Raw genomic sequence first — 26,167 nt, forward strand, 5'->3', positions numbered from 1 at the left:
CTTAGCCACGAGGCGCAGTTGCGCTGGCGATTTTGACGGCCGCCTTGGGCGCCACTTGTGACAGATTGCTGGCTTCGAGGGCCTGGCGTTGTTTGAGCAGTGCAGCCAGTGTTTCGCTGGAGGCCATTGGCGTCACTTCAGGGTCTACAGGCTGTCCAGGGCGAACGCGCTGCAAGCCTTTGACGATGATGGTGTCGTCCTTGCCCAGGCCGCTGCGCACGATGCGCAGACCTTCAACCTTGGGGCCCAGCTCGACGAAGCGATAGGTCGGCTTGTTGTCCTTGTCCATCACCAGTACGAATTTCTTGCCCAGATCGGTGCCCACGGCTTCGTCGTTGATCAGCACGGCCGAATAGGTGCCGCTGCCCACCAGCTTGAGGCGTGCGTACAGGCCTGGAGTGAAGCTGCCGTCGGTGTTGTCGAACACGGCGCGACCGCGAATGGTGCCGGTACGCGGGTTGACCTGGTTATCGACGAAGTTCATCTGGCCCAGGTGAGGGTTGCCCGCTTCGTTGGACAGCCCCAGATAGACCGGAGTGGTCTGGCCACGCTGGCCCTTGCGTGCCAGTTCGGTGTACTTGAGGAATACGCGCTCGTCGGCGTCGAAGTAGGCGTAGACCTTGTCGGTGGAAACCACACTGGTCAGCGGCGTGACATCGGCAGTCACGATGTTCCCGGCAGTGATCTCGGCACGGCTGACGCGCCCGCTGATGGGCGCAGTGACGCGGGTGAAGCTCAGGTTGAGCCTGGCCACGTCCAGTTGCGCCTGAATCGCCGCGACGCCGGCTTTTGCTTCCTGGGCCGAGGTGGTGCGCGAGTCGGCCAGTTCGGCGGAAATCGCATTGTTGGTGCGCAGGCGCTCACCGCGTTCGGCTTCGTTTTCACTGCGGTTGGCCACGGCGCGAGCCTGTTGCAGTTGAGCTTCAAGACGACGGACTTCGGCCTGGAAAGGACGTGGGTCGATCTGGAACAGCAGGTCGCCTTTCTTGACCAGTGAGCCATCGGTAAAGGCCACCTGATCGATCTGGCCGGAAACCCGTGGACGAACTTCGACGGTTTCCGGCGCTTCGAGGCGACCCGTGAATTCATCCCATTCGTTGATCGGTTGTTCCAGCACTTTGGCGACGCTGACTTTGGCCGCTGCTGGAGCCATGATGGCCTCTGGTGCGCGTCCGCAGGCACTTATCAGGACCAGTGCCAGGGCGGTTAGGGGATAGCGCAAATGAGAGAGAGACTGAGACATGGGAAATCCGCCGATAGTGTGAGATGGACGGATTCTGTTGCGAGGGGGTTCTATTAACGAATCGAATAAACCGAAGGTTATTATCAGCAGGAATGATAAATGGAACCTTTGCCTCTTTCAGGGTTCGTTCCATTCGTTGCAGGAGCCGTGGAGAGGGGGCTGCGGGGTAATGTTTATCAGTGAAGTCTTGTGGGAGGGGCCTTGGCCGCGACAATTGACTGTCGCGGCCAAGGCCCCTCCCACGGATTGTCTATCAGGTCTTGAACTTGCGTACCAGGGCATCCAGCTCGTTGGAGAGGGTAGCCAGGCTGTGGGAGTCATTGCGGGCAGAGTCGGACAGTTCGGCAATCAGTTGCGCATCGCCATGGATCTGGCTGATGTGGCGGTTGATGTCTTCTGCCACCTGATGCTGTTCTTCGGCCGCCGTGGCGATCTGGGTGTTCATGTCGCGGATCACGTCCACCGATTCGCGGATCTGCCCGAAGCTGCTGCGAGCCTGACCGATCTTGGTGACCGATTGCTGCGAGACATCCAGGCTGGCGTGCATCTGTTGCGCCACGGACGCGGTGCGTCTGGCCAGGTTGCCCAGCAGCGTATCGATCTCGGCCGTTGAGTCGGCCGTGCGTTTGGCCAGGGCGCGAACTTCGTCGGCTACTACCGCAAAGCCACGACCCTGTTCGCCGGCACGAGCGGCTTCGATGGCGGCGTTGAGCGCCAGCAGGTTGGTCTGTTCGGCGATGGAGCGAATGGTGTCGAGGATCGACTGAATGTCGTTGCTGTCTTTTTCCAGGTCCGACATGTCCTTGGCCGAGCGGGCGATTTCCGAACTCAGCTTGTCAACGCTGCTCACCGCGTCGTCGATCTGCCGCTGGCCTTCGCGGGCCTGCTGTTGACCGTTGTCGGCCGATTCCGCGGCCTGGCTGCAGGAGCGGGCGACTTCGTTGGCAGTGGCAACCATTTCATGGAACGCCGTTGACACCATATCCACCGCTTCACGCTGACGGCCTGCCGCTTCGGCCATGTCATTGGAGACACGGGTAGAGCTTTGCGAGGTGTCGAGAATCTTGTGAGCGGCTTGCCCGATATGCTGGATCAGGTTGCGGATCGCGGTCAGGAACTGGTTGAACCAGCCAGCCAGTTGAGCCGTTTCGTCCTTGCCACGTACCGCCAGGGTTTGCGTCAGGTCGCCTTCGCCCTGGGCAATGCCTTCAAGGCCGCTGGACACGCTATGGATCGGACGCACGATCACGCTGGCGAAGCTGGCGCCGACGATGGCGAAGACGATGGCCAGTACCGCAGCGATGATGCCTATCAACCAGGTCAGGCGAGTGGCCGAGGCCATGACTTCATCCTGTTTGATCAGGCCGATGAAGTTCCAGCCCAGTTCTGGCGACGGATAAACGTTGGCCATGTAGCGCTCACCGTTGAGCTGCACTTCAACCAGGCCTTTTTCGGTCTTGGCCAGTTGCGCGAAGCCATCGCCCAGGTCACCGAGCTTCTTGAAGTTATGCTCCGGCTGCTTGGGATCGACCAGCACGTTGCCGTTCTTCTCCATCAGGATCAGGTAGCCGCTTTCACCCAGCTTGATTTCCTTGACGATGCTGGTCAGTTGCTTGAGCGATACGTCGATGTTCACGACACCGCCGGGGTTGCCCAGGGTGTTGGGGATCGCTCGGATGGTACTGACCAGCACGGCGTCATCGTTGGCCCAATAATAGGCATCGCTGCGCACGGTCTTGCCCGGATTAGCCATCGCGGTCTTGTACCAGGGGCGAACGCGGGGGTCGTAGTTGCTCATCTTCGGGTCTTCCGGCGTCATGACGTAGCTGCCGTTGATCAGACCGTAGGAGACGTAGGAGTAGGCGGGATGGCTCTTGGCAATGCTGGCAAAGAGAGCGGTGGCCTGTTTGTCGTTTTCCGACTGTGGCGTAGGGGCGGCACCCATGTAGTTTCTCAGGTCGTCACCGGCCCCGGCGATCAGCGGATGCGAGGCGATATAGTTGACGTTCTGGGTGATGCCATCAAAGAACAACTGCATGGCGTTGTCGACCTGACGAATTTCGCGGCTGCTGCTGTTCACGAAGTTGTCAGTCGCATTTTCTCGCAGGTTCACGATAACGATAATTGCAACGACGACGATGGGCAGGCATGCAATGACTGCAAAAGCCCATGTCAGTTTTTGTTTGATGTTCATCCATGCTCCAGATTTTTTTATAAATCGTTATCTGACGACAGCACGCACAAGCAGAACCCGCGCTAAAAACCAGCCGCAACTCCTGTCTCATGGCATACCGAGACTTTCGGCCGTCCCGGGATAATCTTTAGCAAACGCAATGCCATCATTTTCATGAGGGGTCTGTGTCACTTTTATGACCGAGTTCGCGGCTGATGGTGGAACTGCACTCAAGCAACAAGGCCTGAAAACGCTCTTTTGCACCTTCCGGGTCCATGACTGCATCCGGACCTGAGAGGTTGATCGCGGCGGTGACTTGCCCCGTGTGATCCTTGATCGAAGTGGCAATTGCTGTCGAATAATCGGAGCGATGCAACACCCAGCCACGCTCCCGATCGCTCTGGATCAGGGCTTGCAGCTCGGGCAATGTGCGCGGGGCAGGTGACGGGTAATCGTCCAGGCGGATGTGCTGATAGAGTGCGCCCAGTTGCGCTTCGTTCAGGGCTGTGAGCAACATGCGCCCCATTGCGGTGCAGTGGCAGGCGATGCGGGTACCCACCGGGATATTCACCGACAGGCGTTGCGCCGCGAAGGCGCGGTACAGGTACAGGCTGTCGGTCTGTTCGCGAATGCTCAGGTGACACGACAGCGAAGTACGGTCGCGCAACTCGTTCAGGTGCGGCATGGCGACCTCGACGATATCGCGGCTGGCCAGGTAGCTGAAACCGTCGCTAATGACCCTGGCGCCCAGCTCGTACTGGCTGTTGACCTTGTTCAGGTACCCCATGTCGGTCAGGGTAAACAGGATTCTGTAGACCGCCGAAGTGCTCACTTCCAGGCGTTCGGCGATCTCATTGATGCTGAGCGAGCGCGTCCTTGCGTTGAACATGCCCAGTACACTCAGGCCCCGGGCGAGAGCCGGGACGTTGTAGTCGGTGTCCTTATTAAGGGGGGCAAGATTCTTCATGAAAGGTTAACCATTGAACTCGTTCATGGCATCCAGCACTGCGCCCTTGAAATATTCCAGTGAAGCGCGGTCGCAGAGAATCTGGAAACAGGGCGTCGTGCCCAGGCCGGTATTGATCACGATCACGTTGATACGCGCCGCCGACGTCTGGGCCACCGCACCCTGGCCGAAGGCCTGAGTGCGCAGGTCAACACCACACAGTTTGGCCATCACCTCTGCAATGCAGGCGCCGCTCAGTTGCAGCCAGGCGTGGCTGTCCTGGCGCGGCAGCAGGTAATTGGCGCTATGGTCCAGTTCCCAGCGGGCTTCTTCGTCGGCAATCCGTTCGCCCCGATCGTTGAGGCTGCCCAGGATCAGGTATTCGGTCTGCGACAGGCGTGCGACATGGCTGCCGTCCGCCTGGGGTACTGCCCGGTTCGGTACATCCGGCAACGTGAAGCCACGGGCCTGAAGGTACTCGGCGCTTTGGGTTCCGCGAAAGCCCACACGCGGGGTATCGGTCAGGTCCACCAGCGTGCACAACTGGACAGGGGGATTTTCGATGTTGAGGCTGGACATGATCAAAGCTCCTGGCGCTGGTTTTCAGGATCGAAGAAAGGCAGTTTCACCACGGTGGCCTGGACCACGACGCCGTCCTCGACCCGGATCGGAATCTGCTGGCCGGGCGTGCTCTGATCAAAGGCGGCGTAGGCCAGGCCAATAATCTTGCCCAGGCTCTGTGAGTATTCGCAGGAGGTCACGTTGCCGCTGATGTCCGGCCCCTTGAGTACCAGATGGCCTTCCAGTGGTTGCGGGCTGGCCTTGGGCAGGGTGAAACCCACCAGCTTGCGGGTCTGTGGCTGGGCTTCAAGGATGTCCACCGAGCGGCGGCCGACAAAGAATGGCTTGGTACGGCTCACCGCCCAGCCCATGTCGATCTCGCCGGGATGGGTCATGCCGTCGGTGTCCTGGCTGATGATCACGTGGCCTTTTTCCAGACGCAGCAGGCGCTGGGTTTCGACCCCGAAAGGACGTATGTCGTAAGCCTTGCCGGCCTCTATCAGGGCGTCCCAGAGTTGCAGGGCATGGCGCGCCGGAACGTGGATTTCATAACCCAGCTCACCCACGAAACCCACTCGCAACAGACGGGCCTTGATCCCGGCCACAGTGCCTTGACGCACTGCCAGATACGGGAAGCCTTCGGCGGAAAGATCCAGGTCGGAGCAGACTTTTTCCAGGACCTTGCGCGAGTCCGGCCCGGCCACGTTGACGGCTGAAATCGCCGCAGTGACGTTGGCGATATCAACGTTCAGACGCCATTGGGCGTTCCACTTCAGCATCTGCTGATAGATACGATCCACGCCGCTGGTGGTGGCGGTGACGTAGAAATGGTTGTCGGCGAAACGTGCACAGACGCCATCGTCGATGACCACGCCATGCTCGTTGGTCATCAATGCATAACGCGAACGGCCCACCGGCTGCTTGAGAAAGGCAAAGGTGTACATGCGATTGAGCAGTTCGGCGGCGTCCGGGCCGCGTACATCCAGCCCGCCGAGCGTCGAGACGTCGATGATGCCGACCTTGTTACGCACGTGCAGGGCTTCTGCCTGCATGCAGGTGTCACGTTCGTTCGGCTTGCCGTAGTACGCGGGACGCTGCCAGATGCCAGCGGGCATCATCTTCGCTCCCGCTTCTACGTGCCGTTTGTGCATCGGTGTCTGCCGGTACGGATCGAAAGCCCGCCCTGCGACGTGGGCCAGCTTTTCGGCCTCGAAAGGCGGGCGGGCAGTGGTGACGCCGGTTTCGCTGATACTGCGTTGTGTCGAAGACGCGACCAGACGGGCTGTCGGCAACGCCGAGTGCCGACCTTGGGACGGCCCCATGCCGACCGTGGAATAGCGCTTGACCAGTTGCACATCGCGGTAGCCGATGCGCGTGGCATTGATGATGTCGCGCACTTGCAGGTCTTCGTCGAAGTCGACGAAATCCTTGCCCTTTGGATGAGGAAAGATAGGCCAGGCAAAGTTGACGCGGGCTTCGGTGCGCAGAGGCTGCGGGCTGGTGTCGAGTTCCAGGCCCAGCGCGGCAACCACTTCGGCGCTGGCATGGATGGCATCGGCCAGCACGTTGTCCAGCGCATGATAGCCATGCACCGAACCGGCGACATTCAGGTTTTTCGGCAGGCCGCTCAGGGTGAATTCCGACAGTTGATCGTCATAGCTCAACTTGCCGCCTGCCTGGCACAGCAACTGATAGACCGGCATGTAGCCGCCGGACATGCACAGCAGATCGCACTCGACGGTCAGGCCGTTATTGGCGACCTGACCCTGGCCGGTGATTTTGCGCAGATCCGCGCCGCTTACATGGCGCATGCCTTTTTCATGCAGCGCTTCATAAACAGTTGTGCTGGGGTGGCAAGGGATACCGCGTTTTTTCAAGGCATCGAGAAGGGCTCTGTCTACAGGGTTGGCGCGCATGTCGGCCACGGCGACGACTTCCACGCCCTGATCATGCAAGTCCAGAGCAGCCAGATAACCGTCATCGTTACCGGTCAGGATCACGGCGCGTTTGCCGGGTTTGACGGCATACAGCTTCATCAGGCGCTGGGCGGCGCTGGTCAGCATCACGCCGGGCAGGTCGTTGTTGCGGAAAATCACCGGCTGGTCGAACGAGCCGCTGCACACCAGGCAGTGGGTCGCCCGTACTTTGTACATGCGCTTGCCCTGAATGACCGGCAGGTAGTTATCGGTGAACCAGGCGTTGCAGGTGGCTTGCTTGAGCACGTGAATATTGGCGTGACCTTCCACCGCATCGACCAGGTTGCGCCGCAGCTTTTCGCCACGCTGGCCTTCGATGTCAAAGCGGGCATAGGTCAGCGAGCCACCGAGAATAGGCTGCTGTTCGATCAGCAGGACTTTGGCACCGGCATTGGCGGCAGTCAGTGCCGCCTGCAGGCCAGCCGGACCCGCGCCGATAATGGCCAGATCGGTGAACAGGTAAGCCTTGTCGTAATACTCGGGCTGGAATTCAAGGTCCAGCACACCCAGCCCGGCTTTCTTGCGGATGATCGGCTCCCAGACCTTCCACATGCCCCTGGGCTTGTAGAACGAACGGTAATAGAAGCCCACCGGCATGAATTTCGAGAACTTGCCCAGATAGGCGTCCTTGTCGTTGTCCAGCGAGCCGTTGAAATTCTGCCCGGTCACTTGCAGGCCGGCTTCGAGTGCATGGGTATCGGCCAGCACGTTGGGTTCGCTGGGCAACTGGATCAGCGTATTGGCATCTTGGCCGGCCATGGTCAGCGGGCCACGCGGGCGGTGGTATTTGAACGAGCGCGACAGCAGGAAGCGACCGTTGGCGAGGAGGGCGCTGGCGATGCTGTCGCCTTGCAGGCCCTGATAGGACTTGCCGTCAAAGCTGAAGGTCAGCGGCTGATTGCGATCGATCAACAGGCCCATGGGGGCCGGCAGGCGGGTCAGGGTGCTCATCCTGCGATCTCCTTGGACGGGGCCGGTGTGAAATCGACACGGGCAGTAAAGATTTCCCGTGGGTCGAAGGTGCGGATGATTTCGTCACTGGCGGTATGGCGCTCGGCCAGGAACCAGTAGCTGGACGGATTGTGCATCCACCATTCGCGTACCACGCCCAGGGTGTCCTCGCTGTTGAAGACGTAATCGGCCCATTCGGCATCGGTGCAGGTCTGGGGATCGGGCATGAGCTTGAACTCGCCACCGTAAGTGAATTCGCTGATATTGCGTGGCCCGTTGAGCGGGCATGTCATGACTTTCATGTATCGCTCTCCGTCAGTGGCTGGCCGCTGTCGCGCCCATTTCGTTGACTTGCCGGAAGGTCGAAAAACGTTCCAGGCCAAAGGGTTTGATCAGGTCCGGCACCTTGCCGCCGCTGGCCACGAGTTCGGCCATGGTCTTGCCGCAGATGGGCGTGGCCTTGAAACCCCAAGTGCCCCAGCCTGCATCCAGGTAATAATTTTTTACCGGCGAAAGGCCCATGATCGGGCTGTAGTCCGGGGTCATGTCGGTGATCCCGGCCCATTGGCGCATCAACTTGGCATTGGCCAGGAACGGGAACATCTCGATGGCGTGGGCCAGCAGGCTTTCCTTGAGGTCCAGGGTGGAACGGGTGTTGAACAGCGGATAAGGATCGGAGCCGCCGCCAAACACCACTTCGCCGCGACTGGTCTGCTGCACGTAACAGTGCAGGGCCGAAGAACTCACCAGCGGGTCGAGGAAGGGTTTGAACGGTTGGGTCACCATGGCTTGCAGCGGAAAGGTCTGGATCGGCGAGCGAATCCCGGCCTTTTTCATCAGTTGCGAACTCATGCCCGCCACCGCCTGCACCGCGCAGCCGCATTTGATGGTGCCGCGATTGGTCTTCACGGCAGTAATGGTGCCGTTTTCGATGACCAGTTCCTGAACCTCGGTGAGCTGATGGATCTCCACGCCGCGCTTGGCCGCCTGCTTGGCGTAACCCCAGGCCACAGCGTCGTGCCGGGCGGTGGCGCCGTCGATGTGCCACAGACCGGCGATCACCGGCAGATGGCCCGGATCGAGGTTGAGGGAAGGCACCAGCTCGCGGATCTGCTGGCGGTCGATCATCTCGGTACGACCGCCGAAGTGCTTGTTGACCTCGGCGCGCTGGCGGAACGAACGCACGGTCGCGTCGGTATGCGCCAGGGTCAGTTGCCCGCGATGGGAGTACATGATGTTGAAGTCGAATTCGTTGGACAGGCCTTCGAACATCCGCACCGATTCGGCGTAGAAACGCACGCCTTCGCTGGTGAGGTAATTGGAGCGGATGACGGCTGTGTTGCGCGCGGTATTGCCGCCGCCCAGGTAGCCTTTTTCCAGCACGGCGATATTGGTGATGCCGTGGTACTTCGACAGGTAGTACGCAGTGGCCAGACCGTGCCCGCCACCGCCGATGATCACCACGTCATAAGAGGGCTTGAGTTCCTTGGGGGCGGGCAGATCCACCTCGACCGGATACTCCGAGCTGAGCCCGTACTTCAATAGATTGAAAGGCATACGGCCTCCGATTGGCTACGTTGCGCTTGGGCCTGCTGACGGGCAGCGGTCACGGTGTTTTTCATGAGAAAAGCAATGGTCATGGGGCCGACGCCACCCGGCACGGGCGTAATGGCCGAGACTCTGGACAGCGCGCTGTCGAAATCCACATCGCCGACCAGGCGGCTGCGGTCGTTGTCCTGGATGCGGTTGATGCCGACGTCGATCACCACGGCACCGGGCTTGAGCCAGCTGGCATCAATCATTCGCGGGCGACCGACTGCGGCGACCACGATATCGGCCAGTTGACACAAGGCCTTGGCGTCGCGGCTGCGCGAATGCACGACCGTGACCGAGCAATGAGCCTTGAGCAGCAGGGCGGCCATGGGTTTGCCGACGATATTGGAGCGGCCGATCACCACTGCATGCTTGCCGGTGAGGTCACCGCAGGCGTCCTCCAGCAACTGCATGCAGCCGCTGGGCGTGCAGGGCGTCAGCACATCCCGGCCCTGACTCAGGCCGCCGACGTTTTCACTGTGAAAACCGTCCACGTCCTTGCACGGATCGATGGCCTCCAGGGCCAGGGTTTCTTCTATATGGGAGGGCAGAGGCAATTGCAGCAGAATGCCGTTGACCTTCGGGTCTGCATTCAGCTCGGCGATCAGCGCCAGCAAGCGTGCCTGCGAGCTGTCCGCAGGCAGCCGGTATTCCAGCGAGTGAATACCGGCTTCCTCGGCACGCAGGATCTTGTTGCGCACATAGACCTGACTGGCCGGATCTTCACCCACCAGAATCACCGCCAGCGCAGGCTCGATGCCCTCGGCCTTGAGTCGCAGGACATCGGCTTTGACCTGTTGCAGCACCCGACCTGCGGCGGCTTTGCCATCAATCAGTTTTGAAGTGTTCACCGGAAGATCACCGTTCTGTCCGTGTTGAGGAACACACGATGCTCAAGGTGGTATTTCACCGCCCTGGACAGCGCAATGGTCTCGGTATTGCGGCCGGCGGCCACCAGATCGTCGGGCAGGTAGACGTGATCCACACGTTGCACTTCCTGCTCGATGATCGGCCCTTCGTCCAGGTCGCTGGTGACGTAATGCGCGGTTGCGCCGATCAGCTTCACGCCACGCTCATAAGCCTGGTGATAAGGCTTGGCGCCCTTGAAACCGGGCAGAAAGGAGTGATGGATATTGATTGCCCGGCCCGACAGTTGCTGGCACAGGTCATCGGAAAGGATCTGCATGTAGCGGGCGAGCACCACCAGTTCGGTACCGGTTTCATCCACCACTTTCATCAGCGCCGCTTCCTGCTGGGCCTTGGTTTCCTTGGTGACCGGCAGATAGATGAAGCGAATGCCTTCGCGCTCGGCCATCGGGCGCAGGTCCAGGTGGTTGGAAACGATGGCGGTGATGGTCATGTCCATCTCGCCTTTGTGGTAGCGATACAGAAGGTCGGTCAGGCAGTGGTCGAACTTGCTGACCATCAGCAGTACGCGCATGGGTTGGCGCGTGTCGTGCAGTTCCCACTGCATGGAAAAGTCGCTAGCGACGGCATCGAAACCGTCCTTGAGCTGCTGGATATCGCCTTGATGGCCATCGTTGAAGCGAAACACCGCACGCATGAAGAATTTGCCGCTGAACTCGTCATCGAACTGGGCCATTTCACCGATGTAGCACTGGTTGTCTGCCAGATAGGAAGTCACCGCCGCGACAATGCCCGAAGTCGCCGGGCAACTGATCTTGAGGATGAAATGGTTCTTTTCGTGTTGCATGGCTTGTCCTCTGGAAAGTGGCGGCAGCTCAGCGCAGGGCGAAATATTTGGGGGTGAACATTATTTTTGCGGGTGAATAAAATTTCCTGATGGGAATTAAATATTCACGATTGGCGTTTTATAGGCGAAAGGATTTGCAGCGTCCAGAGATTTCTGGAAACTTTTTTTACTGATAGGAAAATTTTGTGGAGGGGGTTCGCGAATGAATTTGCTCCTACACCGATCCTGGTGGGAGCGAATTTATTCGCGAAAAGAGATCACTCGCCCTGCGCCCCATAGTTCATGATCGACAGCAGACGAATCGGCACTTGCACCAGTTGTTCCGGCCCATGAGGAATTTCGCCGTCGAAGGTCAGGCTGTCTCCAGCCTCCATGCGATACACCTGATTGCCATGGCGATAGATCAGCTCACCTTCCAGCAGGTGCAGGAATTCGGTGCCGGGGTGGGAGAAGGTCGGGAACTCTTCGCTGGCGTCGTCCATGGTCACCATGTATGCCTCGAAGCTCTTCTTCGGCCCGCGGGTATGGTTGAGCAGGTGGTAGGTGTGGCCTTTCTCGGTGCCGCGCCTGACAACTTCAAGCCCGTCATCGGCCTTGACCAGCAGTGCGCTGCTGCCTTGCTGGTCGTACTGGCTGAACAGCTTGGACATGGGCATGCCCAGCACGTCGCACAGGCGGCTGAGGTTATCCAGGCTGGTGGAAACCTGGGCGTTCTCGATCTTGCTCAGCATGCCCTGGCTGATCCCGGCGATACGGGCCACGTCGGCCAGTTTCAATTCCTGGGCCTGACGCTGGCGCTTGATCTGGATACCCAGGTATTGCTCCAGTTTCAGTTTGGGCTGTGGTTCGTTCGGCGTATTCATCGGCTTTGCACGGTTTCCGCTCAATAATTTTTATTTCGCACCACGAATGTGCGATGTCCATCTCTCCGCAGGCAGTGGCGGCGGATTATTCCCTGAAGGAAATCGAGTTTCCCATATATACAGAGGAAATTCCGCCTTTAGCTGAATTCGACTTTTGGTATACCAAGCTGGCAAGCGCTTTGCATTCCTGTTGAGAAAGTAATTTTCCTGATCGGAATAAGTGTTCCGGCAGGAAGTGAACAGCGGTCCCCACCTCAACGTTTTGCTTTCGCCAGGAGACAAGTCTCATGTTGCCAACAGAAACACAGCGTCTGATCGAGGAGCACGGCATCAAGTACGTGCTGGCTCAGTTCGTGGATATCCATGGCTCCTCCAAGACCAAATCGGTTCCTGTCTCGGGCCTGGAGATGGTGATCGAAGATGGCGCCGGCTTTGCCGGTTTCGCCATCTGTGGCATGGGCATGGAGCCTCATGGCCCGGATTTCATGGCCAAGGGCGATCTTTCTTCGCTGACGCCGGTGCCCTGGCAGCCGGGTTATGGCCGGGTGGTGTGCATCGGCCACGTCGAAGGCAAGCCCTGGCCTTATGACAGTCGCTACGTGTTGCAACAGCAGGTCGAGCGTCTCAGCCAGCGGGGCTGGACCCTCAATACCGGCCTGGAACCTGAATTCAGTCTGTTCAAACGCGATGCGGCGGGCAGTCTGCAACTGGTGGACAACAGCGATAGCCTCGACAAGCCGTGTTACGACTACAAAGGCCTGTCACGTTCTCGTGAGTTTCTTGAGCGCCTGACCGAAGCCTTGCAGCCAGTCGGTTTCGACATCTACCAGATCGACCACGAAGACGCCAACGGCCAGTTCGAGATCAACTACACCTACAGTGATGCCATGGAGTCGGCGGACCGTTTCACCTTCTTCCGCATGGCGGCCGGCGAGATTGCCAATGACATGGGCATGATCTGCTCGTTCATGCCAAAGCCCGATCCCAAGCGCGCCGGTAACGGCATGCACTTCCACCTGTCGATCAGCAGCGCGACCAACAAGAACATGTTCCATGACGCCAGCGACCCGAGTGGCATGGGGCTGTCGAAAATGGCTTACCACTTCGCCGCCGGTCTCCTGGCCCATGGTCCGGCCTTGTGTGCCTTCGCGGCGCCGACGGTCAACTCCTACAAGCGTCTGGTGGTGGGCAATTCACTGTCCGGCGCGACCTGGGCACCAGCCTTTATCGCCTTCGGTGCCAACAACCGCTCGGCCATGGTGCGCGTGCCTTACGGCCGCCTCGAATTCCGTCTGCCGGATGCCGGCTGCAACCCGTATCTGGTCAGCGCCGCGATCATCGCCGCAGGCCTGGACGGCATTGACCGCAAGCTGGAAGTCGATCAGGTCTGCAATGAGAACCTCTACAAACTGAGCCTGGAAGAGATCGCCGCACGGGGCATCAAGACCCTGCCGCAATCCCTCAAGGAAGCCTGCGACGCCCTGGAAGCCGACCCGCTGTTCGCCGAAGTGCTGGGCAGCGAAATCGTCGGCGAATTCATCAAGCTCAAGCGCATGGAATGGGTGGAATACAGCCGCCACGTCAGCGATTGGGAAGTGAAGCGGTATACGGAATTTTTTTGAATTCAGCTGCAAGTTTTTAGCTGCAAGCTGCAAGTAAAAGCAGTTTGGAGTGAATGCAGAATTTGTCATCAACGCAGTCAGCTTGCCGCTTATAGCTTGCCGCTTGCTACTGCCGAACAACGTGAGACTGCCCTTATGTGCGGAATTGTTGGTTTGTATCTGAAAAACCCTGCGCTGGAATCCCAGCTTGGCAAACTCTTCGAGCCCATGCTCGAAGCCATGACCGACCGTGGCCCGGACAGCGCCGGGTTTGCCATTTATGGGGATGAAGTGACCGATGGCTGGGTCAAGCTGACCTTGCAGGCCACCACCGAAGGGTACGACTTCAAGGCGCTGATCGCGGCGCTGGAAGGCAAGCTCGGCGCGTCGCTGGACTGGTTTCAGAATGCGAGCGCCGTGGTGCTGAAGGTCCAGGCTGAAGAAGCCGTCGTGCGTACGGCACTGGGTGAGCTGGCACCGACCGTGCGGATCATGAGCGCGGGCAAGAGCATCGAAATCCTCAAGGGCATGGGTTTGCCGAAAGAGATTTCCGAGCGTTTTGGCCTGGGCAACATGAAAGGCAGTCACATCATCGGCCACACGCGCATGGCCACTGAAAGTGCCGTGACCATGGAAGGCAGCCACCCGTTTTCCACTGGCGCCGACCTGTGCCTGGTGCATAACGGCTCGCTCTCCAACCACTTTCGTCTGCGTCAGGAACTGCGCCGCGAAGGGATCAACTTCGACACCGAGAACGACACGGAAGTCGCCGCCGGTTACCTGGCCTGGCGCCTTCAGCAGGGCGACTCCCTGAAGACCGCGCTGGACAGTTCGCTGGAAGCGCTGGATGGCTTCTTCACCTTTGCCATCGGTACCCGCAACGGCTTTGCCGTGATCCGCGACCCGATTGCCTGCAAGCCGGCGATTCTCGCCGAAACCGACGATTACGTCGCCATGGCTTCGGAGTATCAGGCGCTGTCGAGCCTGCCGGGGATCGAGAAGGCCAAAGTCTGGGAACCTGTTCCCGCCACCATGTACATCTGGGAACGCGAGTCGGCTTAAGGAGCACGCACATGAAAACCATCGATCTTTCCACTGCCAGCGTGCGTGACCTCAATCAGGCGCTGCACGATCAAGTCAGACAACTCGAAGAACGTGAGTGGGTCGTGACCCATCCCAACGGCGCTCACAACCTGGCGGTCGGCGTCAACGAAGCGGTGTCCGTGGACATCCAGGGGCACGCTGGCTATTACTGCGCGGGCATGAACCAGAAGGCCTCGATCACCGTGCACGGCAACGTCGGCGTCGGGTGCGCCGAAAACATGATGTCCGGTTATGTGCGGGTCAAGGGCAGCGCCTCACAAGCTGCGGGCGCGACGGCTCACGGCGGCTTGCTGGTCATCGAAGGCGATGCGGGTGCCCGCTGCGGTATTTCCATGAAGGGTATCGATATCGTGGTCGGCGGCAGCATTGGCCATATGAGCTGCTTCATGGGCCAGGCCGGTCGGCTGGTGGTCTGCGGCGATGCGGGCGATGCACTGGGCGATTCGCTGTACGAAACGAAGATTTTCGTCAAAGGCAGCGTGGAGTCCCTGGGCTCCGACTGCATTGAGAAAGAGATGCGCCCGGAGCATCTGGAAGAGCTGCAAGAGCTGCTCAATCGCGCCGGTTTCAATGAAAAGGCCGCCGATTTCAAACGCTACGGCTCGGCCCGTCAGCTCTACAACTTCAAAGTCGATAACGCCTCCGCGTACTGATCCAGGAGCATCATCATGAGTGACAAACCAACTCCAGTCCTGCGCGAGTCCGCGACTTTCGACCGCCTGACCATTCAGGAAATCCAGCGCGCCGCGGAAACCGGCATCTACGACATTCGCGGCGGCGGCACCAAGCGTAAGCTCCCGCATTTCGATGACCTGCTGCTGCTCGGCGCCAGTGTTTCCCGCTACCCGCTGGAAGGCTATCGCGAGAAGTGCGGGACCGATGTCATCCTCGGCAACCGTTTCGCCAAGAAGCCGATTCACCTGAAGATTCCGGTGACCATCGCGGGCATGAGCTTTGGTGCCTTGTCGGCCAATGCCAAGGAAGCTCTGGGGCGTGGCGCCACCATCGCGGGCACCAGCACCACCACCGGTGACGGCGGCATGACCCCGGAAGAGCGCGGTCAGTCCCAGCATCTGGTCTATCAGTACCTGCCATCGCGTTACGGCATGAACCCGGACGATCTGCGTAAGGCCGATGCCATCGAAATCGTGCTGGGGCAGGGCGCCAAACCGGGTGGTGGCGGCATGCTGCTGGGCATGAAGGTCACTGAGCGCGTCGCGGGCATGCGGACGCTGCCCATCGGTGTCGACCAGCGTTCGGCCTGCCGTCACCCGGACTGGACCGGCCCGGACGATCTGGCGATCAAGATTGCCGAGATCCGCGAAATCACCGACTGGGAAAAGCCGATCTACGTGAAGATCGGTGCGAGCCGCCCGTATTACGACGTCAAGCTGGCGGTCAAGGCCGGGGCCGATGTAATTGTGCTCGATGGCATGCAAGGCGGTACGGCGGCGACTCAGGAAGTGTTCATCGAACATGTGGGCATTCCGATTCTGCCGGCGATTCCTCAGGCCGTTCAGGCGTTGCAGGAAATGGGCATGCATCGCAAGGTGCAACTGATCGTGTCCGGCGGCATTCGTAACGGTGCCGACGTGGCCAAGGCCATGGCACTGGGTGCCGATGCGGTTGCCATTGGTACGGCGGCGCTGATTGCGCTGGGCGACAACCACCCGCGTCTGGACGAGGAATTGAAGAAGATCGGCTCGGCGGCCGGCTTCTACGATGACTGGCAAAACGGCCGCGACCCGGCAGGTATCACCACTCAGGACCCGGAACTGTCCAAGCGTCTGGATCCGGTCGAAGGTGGGCGTCGCCTGGCAAACTACTTGCGTGTCCTGGTGCTGGAAGCCCAGACCATGGCCCGCGCCTGCGGCAAGTCGCACCTGCACAACCTCGATCCCGAGGATCTGGTGGCGCTGACGGTGGAATCTGCAGCCATGGCGCGAGTGCCATTGGCCGGAACCAGCTGGATTCCCGGTCAGCAGTACTGATCATTTAAGGCACACACAAACTTGTAGGAGGCAGCTTGCTGGCGAAAAGGCCTTAAAGCCGACAGATATTCTGCGTCTGTGCGCTGAAGTCGCCAGCAAGCTGCCTCCCACAATAATTCGTGATGCCCCTATAACGAGGCCGCAAAGGCCCGCAGTTTCAAGCCACTCTGCTTTCTGCCCGACACTTTCCATTCCCATGCAGGAGCTTTGATAATGGTTAATCGTCCTATCGGCAAATCCCTTCTGGCGTTACTGGCAGTCGGCGCTTTTTCTCCTCTGGCCCTGGCGGCCGAAACCCCTGTTCTCAATACCGGCAGCACCGCCTGGATGATCACCGCCGCCGTGCTGGTGCTGTTCATGTGCCTGCCTGGCCTGGCGCTGTTTTATGGCGGTCTGGTGCGGGCCAAGAACATGCTTTCGCTGTTTACCCAGTGTTTTGGCATTGCGGGGCTGGTGGGTGTGTTGTGGATCATCTACGGCTACAGCATGGTGGTCGACACCAGCAACATGGTTGAAGGTGAAGTGACCTTCAACAGCTTTGTCGGCGGCCTGAGCCGTGTCTTTCTGGCGGGCATGACGCCGGACAGTCTGGTGGGCGAGATTCCTGAAGGGGTGTTCGTGACCTTCCAGATGACGTTCGCCATCATCACCCCGGCGCTGATTGCGGGTGCCTTTGCCGAGCGCATGAAGTTCTCGGCGGCACTGCTGTTCATGGCGATCTGGTTCACCCTGGTTTACGCGCCGGTTGCGCACATGGTCTGGGGCGGAGCGGGGGCCTTGATGCATAACTGGGGTGTGCTGGATTTCGCGGGCGGCACCGCGGTGCATATCAATGCCGGTGTTGCGGCACTGGCGGCTTGTCTGGTGCTGGGCAAACGCAAGGGCTATCAGAACACGCCGATGCCTGCGCACAACCTGAGCCTCACCATGGCGGGCGCGGCGATGCTGTGGGTCGGCTGGTTCGGTTTCAACATCGGTTCAGGCGGCGGCCTGAGCGGCACGTCGGGCATTGTCATGCTCAACACCCAGGTAGGCGCTTGCGCCGGTATTCTGGGCTGGATGTTTACCGAGTGGTTCAAGGTCGGCAAGCCCAGCGCACTGGGTCTGGCCAGCGGTGCATTGGCCGGTCTGGTGGGGATTACGCCGGCTTGCGCCTATGTCGGTGTCGGCGGAGCCCTGGCAATCGGCTTGTTGTGTGGCGTGTTCTGCTACCTGAGCGTGACCGTCCTGAAGAAGCGCCTGGGCTATGACGACAGCCTGGACGTATTCGGCTTGCACGGTGTGGGCGGCATGATCGGTGCGGTACTGACCGGTGTGTTCTGTGTACCGTCGATGGGCGGTCTGGTGCCGGATGTGAGCATGGGCGCTCAGGTCATCGCGCAGATCAAGGGCGTGCTGTTCACCACGGTTTATTGCTTCGTGGTCAGTTGGGGGATTCTCAAGCTCGTCAACGCCCTGATCGGCTTGCGTGCTCATGAATCGGTGGAAGAGATGGGGCTGGATCTGGCCGAGCACAATGAGCGTGCCTATAACCATTGAGTGAAACTTTGTCGCGGCCAAGGCCCCTCCCACATTGACCGTGGGAGGGGCCTTGGCCGCGATGCCTTCATCAACGAAACGCTGGCACTACATGCTTGATAAACAGTTCCAGCGATTTCTTCTTCTCGGCGTGTGACAGGCTGTTGTCACACCAGAAGCTGAACTCGTCGACCCCAAGCTCCTGGTAGTAACGGATGCGCGGAATGATTTCTTCCGGGGTGCCGATCATGGTGTTCTTGCGGATGTTTTCCAGCTCGAACTCCGGGCGCTCCTTGAATTTCTCTTCCGGGCTTGGCGCCAGAAAGCCATTGACCGGTGTCTGCTTGTTGCCGAACCAGGCATCGAAAGTGCGGTAGAACTTCGAGATCGCGGTCGCGCCCACTTTCCAGCCTTCGGGCTCGTCGGCGGTATGGACGTGGGTGTGGCGCAGCACCATCAGTTGCGGGCGAGGGACGCTTGGGTTGTTGTCCAGCGCGGCCTGGAACTTGTTCTTCAGGTCCAGGACTTCTTCATCGCCTTTCATCAGCGGCGTGACCATCACGTTGCAGCCGTTCTGCACCGCAAAGTTGTGGGAATCCGGGTCGCGGGCGGCGATCCACATCGGTGGCGTCTTGACCGGTTTCGGCACACAGGTGGAGGTGGGGAATTTCCAGATATCGCCGTCGTGCGCATAGTCGCCTTGCCACAGGGCCTTGACCACGGGGACCATTTCACGAAGGGCCTTGCCGCCTTCAGAGGCTGGCATGCCACCCGCCATGCGATCGAACTCGACCTGATAGGCGCCGCGAGCCAGACCCACTTCCATGCGCCCATTGCTGATGACATCCAGCAGCGCGCATTCGCCGGCTACCCGCAACGGGTGCCAGAACGGAGCAATGATAGTGCCTGCGCCCAGGTGGATAGTGCTGGTTCTGGCAGCGAGATAGGCCAGCAGCGGCATCGGGCTTGGAGAAATGGTGTATTCCATTGCATGGTGTTCGCCGATCCAGACGGTGCTGAATCCGCCTTTTTCGGCCAGCAGCGTCAGTTCGGTCAGGTCCTCGAACAACTGGCGATGGCTGACTTGCTCATCCCAGCGTTCCATGTGCACGAACAACGAAAATTTCATGACACTCACCTCGGTTCAATCGTGGCGCCTCAGAAGGGCGGAGCCGATATTTTTTTTGGTATACCGCAATGCTGTGTGGTGATGCAGCTCAGACGTGTGGGTTAGCTTGTTCTGTCTGATGGTATACCGTAATACTTTCTGTGCAAGTATTTTTTGGTGAGGGTCGGCTTCTCCACCAGGAAACTCACTTCATGTGCAGCGTATAGCCTGGCGTCCAGCTTTCCAGCCGGTATTGCTCGGCAATCATGGCGCAGTAGCTCAGGCGGGTCAGGTACGCGCCGCGGGCGTCGAGGTAGGAATGGATCTGCGCGGCTTCACTGCATATCGCCAGTTTGCGCCCGCGCAGCAGGCCGAATGACTGGGCCGAACGCATGGCACCCATGGGCTCTGGGTCGGCAATCAGCAATGCGCCTTCGGGCACCGAGGCTTCATAGACCCGCACGAAGCGCTCGGCGGATCGATCCGGCAGGTAAGGCGCCATGAAGTAATGAATGTCATCGCGAAACGGCAGCGCCTCGATATGCGTCGGCAAGCGGATCAGGCCACTGCTGTAGAGAAAGTAGACGAACAGAATCACGATGGGTGAGGTCAGTGTCGACAGGTTCAGCAGGGCAGTTCTCATGCGACAGCGGGCCAGTAGCGCCTGAAGCTGAATCACGCCCAGGATGCTGAACAGCACCACGCCCGGCAGGAAGAAGACAAAGCGATCGGTCACGTTGTATGAAGCCGCGAACACCAGATTCAGCAACCCTGCGCTCCACAGCAGTCGCAGCCTTTTGCCACGGGGAAAGACGAGCAGCCCCAACAGTTGCGGCCCCAGCAATGAGAGCAGCAACAAGCCTACGGATTTTTTCTCGTACCACATGATATCGAAGCGCAGCAGACTGCCTTCCCGGTTGATGTCACCCACAATGGCGGACGAACCGGTGAAGTAGCGGCGGCCTGTTTCCAGCATGCTCATCGGGACCTGCAGGTCATGGACGATGGCTGGCATGGCGACAGCGATACCTGCAATGAAACCTGGCAGGGTCATCAGAATGCGCAGCCTGTGCCGGTACAGCAACTGGATGTAGAGCGGCAGCAGCACCACAAAGGTCAGTTGGTGAGTCGCCGCACCAAGCCCGGTCAGCAGGCCGATCACAAGCAGCTTCCTGGAATCGCCCAGGCGCGGTCCTGCACTGAACTGCACCCAGTAGGCCATCAGCATCAGCAAGGTATGCAGCACATACACATCTGCCTTGGTCGATACCCAGAACACGGCATGGGACAGCACGCTGACCACGGCGGCGAGCATGGCCTGCCGTGAGGTGGCGCCTGCGCTCGTGGCCAGCCGATAGATGATCCAGGCCAGCGGCAGCAGAAGCATCGAGTTGAGCAGGCTCAAGGTCTGAGGGCCGAATAACTGGAAGAACAGCGTCGTGACGAACCGATAGAGGGGATGTTCCACCGGGCCAAGTGACTGGCTGAAGTACTGACCCTGACTGGCATCGACCAGCAAAAGGCCGTTGTCCCGCCACTGGATCGGGCCGCTGGAGGCGACAAAGCTTGCGGCAATCGCGGCACATACCAGCAGCAGGGGAATGATAGGGAGCAATGACGAGGCGCGCTGGTTTTTGTCCGGGCTCATGGAGGGTTCTCGGGGGCAAGTGAGGGATGGCGCTTGAGTTACAGATCGAGCCTTTTGAACAGTGGCTGGGGAATCGAACGGATCACCCACATGAGCAAGGCCCAGAAACCCGGTGCATAGAGGACCGTCGTCTTGCGCTCGATACCGCTGACGATGCGTTCAGCGACCTGTGCGGGTTGCGCGACCAGTGCCGCAGGTAGCGACATGCCACGGGTCATGGGCGTATCGACAAAGCCTGGTTTGATGATCATTACATGCACGCCGACCTTGAACAGGCGGGCCTGCAGACCTTCGCTGAATGTCGAGACGGCTGCCTTGGCCGAGCCGTACAGATAATTGGAAGGCCGGCCCCGGTCACCCGCCACGGAAGAAATCACCGCCAGACTGCCGTTGCGCTGCAATTCGAATTGCCTGGCCAGCAAGGTCAGCAGGGCAATCACCGTCGCGGCATTGGTGATGAACTCCTGGAGCATCAGCCCCACATTCTGCTCGCAGGCTTGCTGATCGGGCAGGGTGCCATGGGCAATCAGGGCCACATCGATCTGGCCCAGCGCCGTGAGGCAGTCGATGAGCATTTTCGGGTGTTCGGCAAAATGCGTGGCGTCCATTTCATGCAGCGTGATGTTCTTTGCGCCTCTGGTTCTGAGGTCGGCTGCGGTGGCGTGCAGCTTGCTGACATTGCGTCCCACCAGAAAGAAATCACAGCCTTGTACGGCCCATAGCCGGGCGCAGGCAATGGCGATGGAGGATGTAGCGCCGATAATAAGGATTCGTTTCATAGAGCCACTCGTTTCCAGAGGCGGGAGATCAGCGGACATGGCAAAGCAACGCCTGATTTAATAAAGCGCTCTTCAAGATCCATAACTAAAGGCGTAACTAGCAAGGGGTCGCCCTTGAATGACGGGCATGGAGAGCACTTTGTTAAGCTTTGTGAACACTATGGAACTAAAGTGAACGAATGCCACTTCAATAAAGTTAAAGGGGGTATAGCCATTTCGTCATCGGGCTGGCGTCAGAAAATCCTGGAGAAAAATGGCCTGGTATAACGGCTGAACTGTTTCAGCTATTTAACATTTATTCCCATCCATAGACGTTAGTTGTAAAGGGAAAGAGACGTCCTGTTATGGAATATAAATGGCGCATTAACACTGCGAGGAGTCATAATGACCCGTTTTCGGCCATGGTTCAGGAGTCGTAATGACCAATCTCTTGCTGTCGGCGTTGGTGCCTCTGGTGGCCGACCTCACCCGCGAGCTGCCGCAAGAGGAGCGCTATCGACGCCTGTTGCATGCCTTGCGCCAATGGCTGCCTTGCGATGCCGTGGCATTGCTCAGGCTTGAAGACGATGTACTGATCCCGCTGGCTGTCGATGGTTTGAGCCCTGACACCCTGGGGCGCCGGTTCCGGGTGCAGGAGCATCCCCGGCTCCGGATCCTGCTGGAAAGCCCGGGACCGGTGCGTTTCTCCATGGATTGCGACCTGCCTGACCCTTATGACGGTCTGGTGGAAGGGCATGGCCAACTGGAGGTGCATGATTGTCTGGGATGCGCGCTGTATTTTCAGGACAAGCCCTGGGGGCTTATCACGCTGGACTCTCTGGACCCTTCCAGTTTTGGCAGTGTGGACCTTGAGAATCTGCAGGCATTTGCCAGCCTGGCTGCTGCAACCGTCATGGCCAGTGACCGAATCAGCCAGTTGGGCCGCAACTATGAAGAGCAGCGGCAACTGGCCGAGGTCTACAAGCGGGCAGCAGGCGGTCGGGCTCCGCGTGAACTGATCGGCCAGAGTGCTGCGCACAAGCGCATGCAGCAGGACATCCAGGTAGTCGGCAACAGCCCGCTGACCGTGCTGGTCACCGGCGAAACCGGGGTCGGCAAGGAACTGGTCGCCGAGTCGATCCACATGCATTCCTCCAGGGCGCACAAGCCCTTGATCAGCCTCAACTGTGCGGCCTTGCCTGAAACTCTGGTGGAGAGCGAGCTGTTCGGGCACGTCAAGGGCGCGTTCTCCGGCGCGGTCAATGGTCGTAGCGGCAAGTTCGAGCTGGCTGATGGAGGCACGCTGTTTCTGGATGAGGTGGGCGAGTTGCCGCTGTCTGTGCAGTCAAAACTGCTGCGCGTGCTGCAAAGCGGCCAGTTGCAGCGGGTCGGTTCGGATCAGGAGCATCACGTGGATGTGCGCATCATCGCCGCCACCAACCGCGATCTGGCAGGGGAAGTCCGAGCAGGGCGTTTTCGCGCCGATCTCTACCATCGGCTGAGCGTCTATCCCCTGCATGTGCCGCCTCTGCGCGAGCGAGGACGCGATGTGTTGTTGCTGGCCGGTTTTTTTCTGGAAGAAAACCGCATGCGTATGGGCTTGCGCAGCCTGCGGCTCAACGCCGATGCCCAGAAACTGCTGCTTGCCCATACATGGCCCGGCAATGTGCGTGAACTGGAGCACCTGATCAGCCGTGCGGTTCTCAAGGCCTTGTCCTCCCACCCGGACAGGCCGCGCATCCTGACCATCGAATCCCATGCCCTGGGGCTCGATGATCAAGTGCCGGCCACACCGATGCTCAGTGTGCCGGACGCTGGCCTTGCGATCACCGCAGGGCAGGGACTCAAGGAGGCTGTGGACGCTTATCAGCGAGCATTGATTGTCGACGCTCTGGAGCGGCATCAAGGCAAATGGGTCGAGGTGGCGCGGGAATTATCGGTGGATCGGGCAAACCTGAGTCGTCTGGCCAAACGTTTGCGAATTCGCTGAATACCCTCTCGATAACAGGCGATATGTGCTCACTGGTCGGCTGTTATTAAAAAAGAATGAATTTTTTGGCGTGCCGTTGTGTCATCTCTAGTCCATGGACACTACTCAAGAGGTATAGCCTAATAATGGCACTGCCCAAGCACTACCGCATTGATTACTTATTAAACGGATCGTTCAAAAGTTTCTATATCCGTGCCGATAATATGGACAACGCTGAGGCCTGGCACTACGCAAGTGTTGATGCCGGTCTGGCTCGTATTCCCAAATACCGACTGGAGAAAGTACCCCGTGTAACGAAACCACATGCCGAGAACTTTGGTATTACCAATGTTGAGTGGGTAAAAACCTGACAGCCGCTTAGTTCTCGTTAGTGCAGCATCGGGCGGGCTCTGATCCTGCCTGATGCGATCATCCGATGCCTGATTTTCCTTGAGTGAAACCGGCCATGAAGACCATTGAGCCATTCCAGCAGGGGCGTGTCTTCGAGACGGACCTGCCTGCACGACTGGATCGGCTGCCGTGGGGCCGTTTTCATACTCTGCTGGTAATAGCCCTGGGGATCACCTGGCTGCTCGACGGTCTTGAAGTGACCCTGGCCGGTTCCGTCGCGGGCGCTCTGAAAGACAGCCCGGTTCTCAACCTCTCCAACAGCGATATCGGCCTGGCAGGTGCGGTGTATATCGCCGGTGCGGTGCTGGGAGCGCTGTTCTTCGGCTGGCTGACCGACCGTCTCGGGCGTCGCAAACTGTTTTTCATCACCTTGCTGCTGTATGTAGGGGCCACAGCCGCCACAGCGTTTTCATTCAACCTGTGGAGCTTCCTGCTGTTTCGCTTTTTGACCGGCATGGGCATTGGCGGTGAATACACCGCGATCAATTCGACCATTCAGGAGTTCACGCCCGCGCGCTATCGAGGCTGGGTGGACCTGAGTATCAACGGGACGTTCTGGCTGGGCGCAGCCCTGGGGGCCGGCGGTTCTATCCTTTTGCTGGACCCGCAGTGGCTGGGTGGTGAAGCGGGCTGGCGGCTGTGTTTCGGCATTGGCGCCATTCTGGGGCTGTTTATCCTGCTGATGCGTCTCTGGTTGCCGGAAAGCCCGCGCTGGCTGCTGATTCATGACCGGCCCGAGGAAGCCAGGCGTATCGTCGAGCAGATCGAGGCCGATATGCGTCGTCAGGGGCATGTGCTGCCCGAACCGCAAGGCCCTCCGTTGCGTCTGCAGGCACGGGATCACACGCCGCTGAGGGAAATAGCCCGAACCCTGCTGGTGACCTTCCGCCAGCGTTCGCTGGTCGGGCTGACCCTGTTGACGGCCCAGGCCTTTTTCTACAACGCGATTTTCTTTACCTACGCTCTGGTGCTCACCGAGTTTTATGGCGTCCCGTCAGCACAGGTGGGCTGGTATGTGTTGCCCCTGGCCCTGGGTAATTTCTGCGGGCCGTTGCTGCTGGGGAGGCTGTTCGATGTCATCGGTCGGCGGATCATGATCAGCTTCACTTACGCAATTGCCGGCGTACTGCTGACCATCAGTGGCTATCTGTTCGCAGAGGGGCTGCTGGATGTAAGGCAGCAGGCCATTGCCTGGATGGTGATTTTCTTTTTTGCTTCGGCCGCTGCCAGCTCTGCCTACCTGACAGTGTCGGAAACCTTCCCGCTGGAGATTCGTGCCCTGGCCATCGCGGTGTTCTATGCCTTCGGCACGGGCCTGGGAGGCATCATCGGTCCGACGCTGTTCGGCCAGTTGATTGAAACTCAGGATCGCGACAATGTGCTGATCGGCTATCTGATCGGCGCGGGCCTGATGATGATCGCCGCTCTGGTGCAGGCCATCTGGGGCGCTGCCGCTGAGCGCAAGTCGCTGGAGGAGGTGGCCCGGCCTCTGTCTCAGGTCAGGGGTTAGGGGATGTCTGATCGATCAGCCTGACGACGCCGCGCAGATCCTGGACCGAAGCCTGCAAGCCTTCGATCTTGGCACTGACTTCCTGCATTTCAGTCGGGCGAAAGGTGTGCTGCAGGTACATGACGTGGCCTGCCAGATTCATTGACACCTGTTCCAGATCGTTCGCTGTCCGTTGCAAATACTCCTGAATGTCTTTCAGTGGTTCGATTTGCACCAGCTTCTACTCCGGCAGTTTCGTGCCAATGGTTTGATTGAGCCCTGTTCCCTGGAATGTGTATGGTCCTTATATCGGCAATGGTGGCATTGTGCTTTAGTTTATTTGTCAAAAACTTACTGCTCGTCGGATTCCGAATAAGAATCCAGTAATTGAGCCAGCGCACGGGTGCGTTCCAGGCCACTGGTGGTGGACATGATCTGTGCCACGGCTTCAATGGCGTCTGCTTTGGCAGCAGCGCGCTCGGCATCGGTGTTATTGGGCGTGGCGTCCTGCGCGGCTTCAATAATCGATTGCTCAAAGGTGTTCATGGTT

At 59.3% G+C, this 26,167-nt stretch carries 23 protein-coding genes and 1 pseudogene; 8 read left to right on the forward strand and 16 right to left on the reverse strand.

Translation table 11 applies throughout. From position 1 onward, the window contains the following. Position 1: 1 nt before the first annotated feature. The 11 genes and pseudogenes from mexE to KQP88_RS11150 all read right to left on the reverse strand — a co-directional run bounded on the left by mexE (position 2) and on the right by KQP88_RS11150 (position 12,020). Positions 2 to 1,243, reverse strand: coding sequence for a multidrug efflux RND transporter periplasmic adaptor subunit MexE (gene mexE, locus KQP88_RS11105; protein ID WP_216705690.1), 1,242 nt, complete (start codon positions 1,241 to 1,243; stop codon positions 2 to 4). A gap of 253 nt (positions 1,244 to 1,496) precedes the next feature. Continuing rightward, positions 1,497 to 2,264 carry a methyl-accepting chemotaxis protein gene (locus KQP88_RS25595; protein ID WP_374011521.1) on the reverse strand — a complete coding sequence of 256 codons (768 nt, stop codon included), beginning with the start codon at positions 2,262 to 2,264 and terminating at the stop codon, positions 1,497 to 1,499. A gap of 90 nt (positions 2,265 to 2,354) precedes the next feature. Further along, positions 2,355 to 3,437: pseudogene (locus KQP88_RS25600) on the reverse strand (cache domain-containing protein); the annotation flags it as partial. 151 nt (positions 3,438 to 3,588) lie between these two features. Next, positions 3,589 to 4,383, reverse strand: a complete 795-nt coding sequence (locus KQP88_RS11115) for an IclR family transcriptional regulator (protein WP_216705691.1) — start codon at positions 4,381 to 4,383, stop codon at positions 3,589 to 3,591. A 6-nt stretch (positions 4,384 to 4,389) separates the two neighbouring features. Next, positions 4,390 to 4,941 carry a sarcosine oxidase subunit gamma gene (locus KQP88_RS11120; RefSeq protein WP_216705692.1) on the reverse strand — a complete coding sequence of 184 codons (552 nt, stop codon included), beginning with the start codon at positions 4,939 to 4,941 and terminating at the stop codon, positions 4,390 to 4,392. A 2-nt stretch (positions 4,942 to 4,943) separates the two neighbouring features. Then, a complete protein-coding gene (locus KQP88_RS11125) occupies positions 4,944 to 7,850 on the reverse strand; it encodes a 2Fe-2S iron-sulfur cluster-binding protein (RefSeq protein ID WP_216705693.1) in 2,907 nt (968 codons plus the stop codon). Beyond that, positions 7,847 to 8,152 (reverse strand): sarcosine oxidase subunit delta, encoded by a 306-nt coding sequence (locus KQP88_RS11130; protein WP_025259939.1) that lies wholly within the window; start codon positions 8,150 to 8,152, stop codon positions 7,847 to 7,849. Before KQP88_RS11130 ends, KQP88_RS11125 begins: the two co-directional genes overlap by 4 nt. Positions 8,153 to 8,165: 13 nt before the next feature. Further along, entirely contained in the window at positions 8,166 to 9,407 is a 1,242-nt protein-coding gene (locus tag KQP88_RS11135) for an FAD-dependent oxidoreductase (RefSeq protein WP_198723715.1), read from the reverse strand. Further along, positions 9,389 to 10,294: a bifunctional methylenetetrahydrofolate dehydrogenase/methenyltetrahydrofolate cyclohydrolase FolD gene (folD, locus tag KQP88_RS11140; RefSeq protein ID WP_200994897.1), complete on the reverse strand. Its 906-nt coding sequence runs from the start codon at positions 10,292 to 10,294 to the stop codon at positions 9,389 to 9,391. Before folD ends, KQP88_RS11135 begins: the two co-directional genes overlap by 19 nt. Then, a complete protein-coding gene (gene purU / locus KQP88_RS11145) occupies positions 10,291 to 11,157 on the reverse strand; it encodes a formyltetrahydrofolate deformylase (RefSeq protein WP_200994898.1) in 867 nt (288 codons plus the stop codon). The genes folD and purU overlap by 4 nt, the downstream gene beginning before the upstream one ends. Positions 11,158 to 11,414: 257 nt before the next feature. Continuing rightward, positions 11,415 to 12,020, reverse strand: coding sequence for a cupin domain-containing protein (locus KQP88_RS11150; protein WP_200994899.1), 606 nt, complete (start codon positions 12,018 to 12,020; stop codon positions 11,415 to 11,417). 287 nt (positions 12,021 to 12,307) lie between these two features. On the opposite strand from KQP88_RS11150, the gene glnT reads away from it, so the two are divergent. From glnT to KQP88_RS11175, 5 genes are all read left to right on the forward strand, one after another. Then, a complete protein-coding gene (gene glnT, locus KQP88_RS11155; RefSeq protein ID WP_216705694.1) occupies positions 12,308 to 13,642 on the forward strand; it encodes a type III glutamate--ammonia ligase in 1,335 nt (444 codons plus the stop codon). A gap of 135 nt (positions 13,643 to 13,777) precedes the next feature. Then, entirely contained in the window at positions 13,778 to 14,683 is a 906-nt protein-coding gene (locus tag KQP88_RS11160) for a class II glutamine amidotransferase (protein WP_216705695.1), read from the forward strand. Between the two features lie 11 nt (positions 14,684 to 14,694). Further along, positions 14,695 to 15,378 carry a GltB/FmdC/FwdC-like GXGXG domain-containing protein gene (locus tag KQP88_RS11165; protein WP_025259946.1) on the forward strand — a complete coding sequence of 228 codons (684 nt, stop codon included), beginning with the start codon at positions 14,695 to 14,697 and terminating at the stop codon, positions 15,376 to 15,378. Between the two features lie 15 nt (positions 15,379 to 15,393). Continuing rightward, entirely contained in the window at positions 15,394 to 16,716 is a 1,323-nt protein-coding gene (locus KQP88_RS11170) for an FMN-binding glutamate synthase family protein (RefSeq protein WP_025259947.1), read from the forward strand. A 213-nt stretch (positions 16,717 to 16,929) separates the two neighbouring features. Further along, complete coding sequence (locus KQP88_RS11175; protein ID WP_198723729.1) at positions 16,930 to 18,255, forward strand: ammonium transporter; 1,326 nt, start codon at positions 16,930 to 16,932, stop codon at positions 18,253 to 18,255. Between the two features lie 70 nt (positions 18,256 to 18,325). Here KQP88_RS11175 and KQP88_RS11180 read toward each other — a convergent pair whose 3' ends face one another. The 3 genes from KQP88_RS11180 to KQP88_RS11190 form a co-directional block, all read right to left on the reverse strand. After that, positions 18,326 to 19,363: an LLM class flavin-dependent oxidoreductase gene (locus KQP88_RS11180; RefSeq protein ID WP_216705696.1), complete on the reverse strand. Its 1,038-nt coding sequence runs from the start codon at positions 19,361 to 19,363 to the stop codon at positions 18,326 to 18,328. A 184-nt stretch (positions 19,364 to 19,547) separates the two neighbouring features. After that, positions 19,548 to 20,990, reverse strand: coding sequence for a glycosyltransferase family 39 protein (locus KQP88_RS11185; protein ID WP_216705697.1), 1,443 nt, complete (start codon positions 20,988 to 20,990; stop codon positions 19,548 to 19,550). Between the two features lie 38 nt (positions 20,991 to 21,028). Then, positions 21,029 to 21,769: an SDR family oxidoreductase gene (locus tag KQP88_RS11190; RefSeq protein WP_200994903.1), complete on the reverse strand. Its 741-nt coding sequence runs from the start codon at positions 21,767 to 21,769 to the stop codon at positions 21,029 to 21,031. Positions 21,770 to 22,187: 418 nt separating this feature from the next. Between KQP88_RS11190 and norR the strand changes: the two genes are divergently transcribed. The 3 genes from norR to KQP88_RS11205 all read left to right on the forward strand — a co-directional run bounded on the left by norR (position 22,188) and on the right by KQP88_RS11205 (position 25,638). Next, positions 22,188 to 23,738, forward strand: a complete 1,551-nt coding sequence (gene norR, locus KQP88_RS11195) for a nitric oxide reductase transcriptional regulator NorR (protein WP_216705698.1) — start codon at positions 22,188 to 22,190, stop codon at positions 23,736 to 23,738. Between the two features lie 125 nt (positions 23,739 to 23,863). After that, on the forward strand, positions 23,864 to 24,088 hold the full coding sequence (locus tag KQP88_RS11200; RefSeq protein ID WP_216705699.1) for a DUF6555 family protein: 225 nt from the start codon (positions 23,864 to 23,866) through the stop codon (positions 24,086 to 24,088). Between the two features lie 95 nt (positions 24,089 to 24,183). After that, positions 24,184 to 25,638 carry an MFS transporter gene (locus KQP88_RS11205; protein ID WP_216705700.1) on the forward strand — a complete coding sequence of 485 codons (1,455 nt, stop codon included), beginning with the start codon at positions 24,184 to 24,186 and terminating at the stop codon, positions 25,636 to 25,638. On the opposite strand, the gene KQP88_RS11210 is transcribed toward KQP88_RS11205, so the two are convergent. Beyond that, positions 25,628 to 25,852 (reverse strand): hypothetical protein, encoded by a 225-nt coding sequence (locus KQP88_RS11210; protein ID WP_216705701.1) that lies wholly within the window; start codon positions 25,850 to 25,852, stop codon positions 25,628 to 25,630. The genes KQP88_RS11205 and KQP88_RS11210 overlap by 11 nt on opposite strands. 116 nt (positions 25,853 to 25,968) lie before the next feature. After that, the gene (locus tag KQP88_RS11215) at positions 25,969 to 26,163 is read right to left on the reverse strand and encodes a hypothetical protein (RefSeq protein WP_200980148.1); all 195 of its coding nucleotides are present in this window, start codon (positions 26,161 to 26,163) and stop codon (positions 25,969 to 25,971) included. Positions 26,164 to 26,167: the final 4 nt, after the last annotated feature.

The organism is Pseudomonas lijiangensis, assembly GCF_018968705.1.
GTDB classification, from domain to species: domain Bacteria; phylum Pseudomonadota; class Gammaproteobacteria; order Pseudomonadales; family Pseudomonadaceae; genus Aquipseudomonas; species Aquipseudomonas lijiangensis.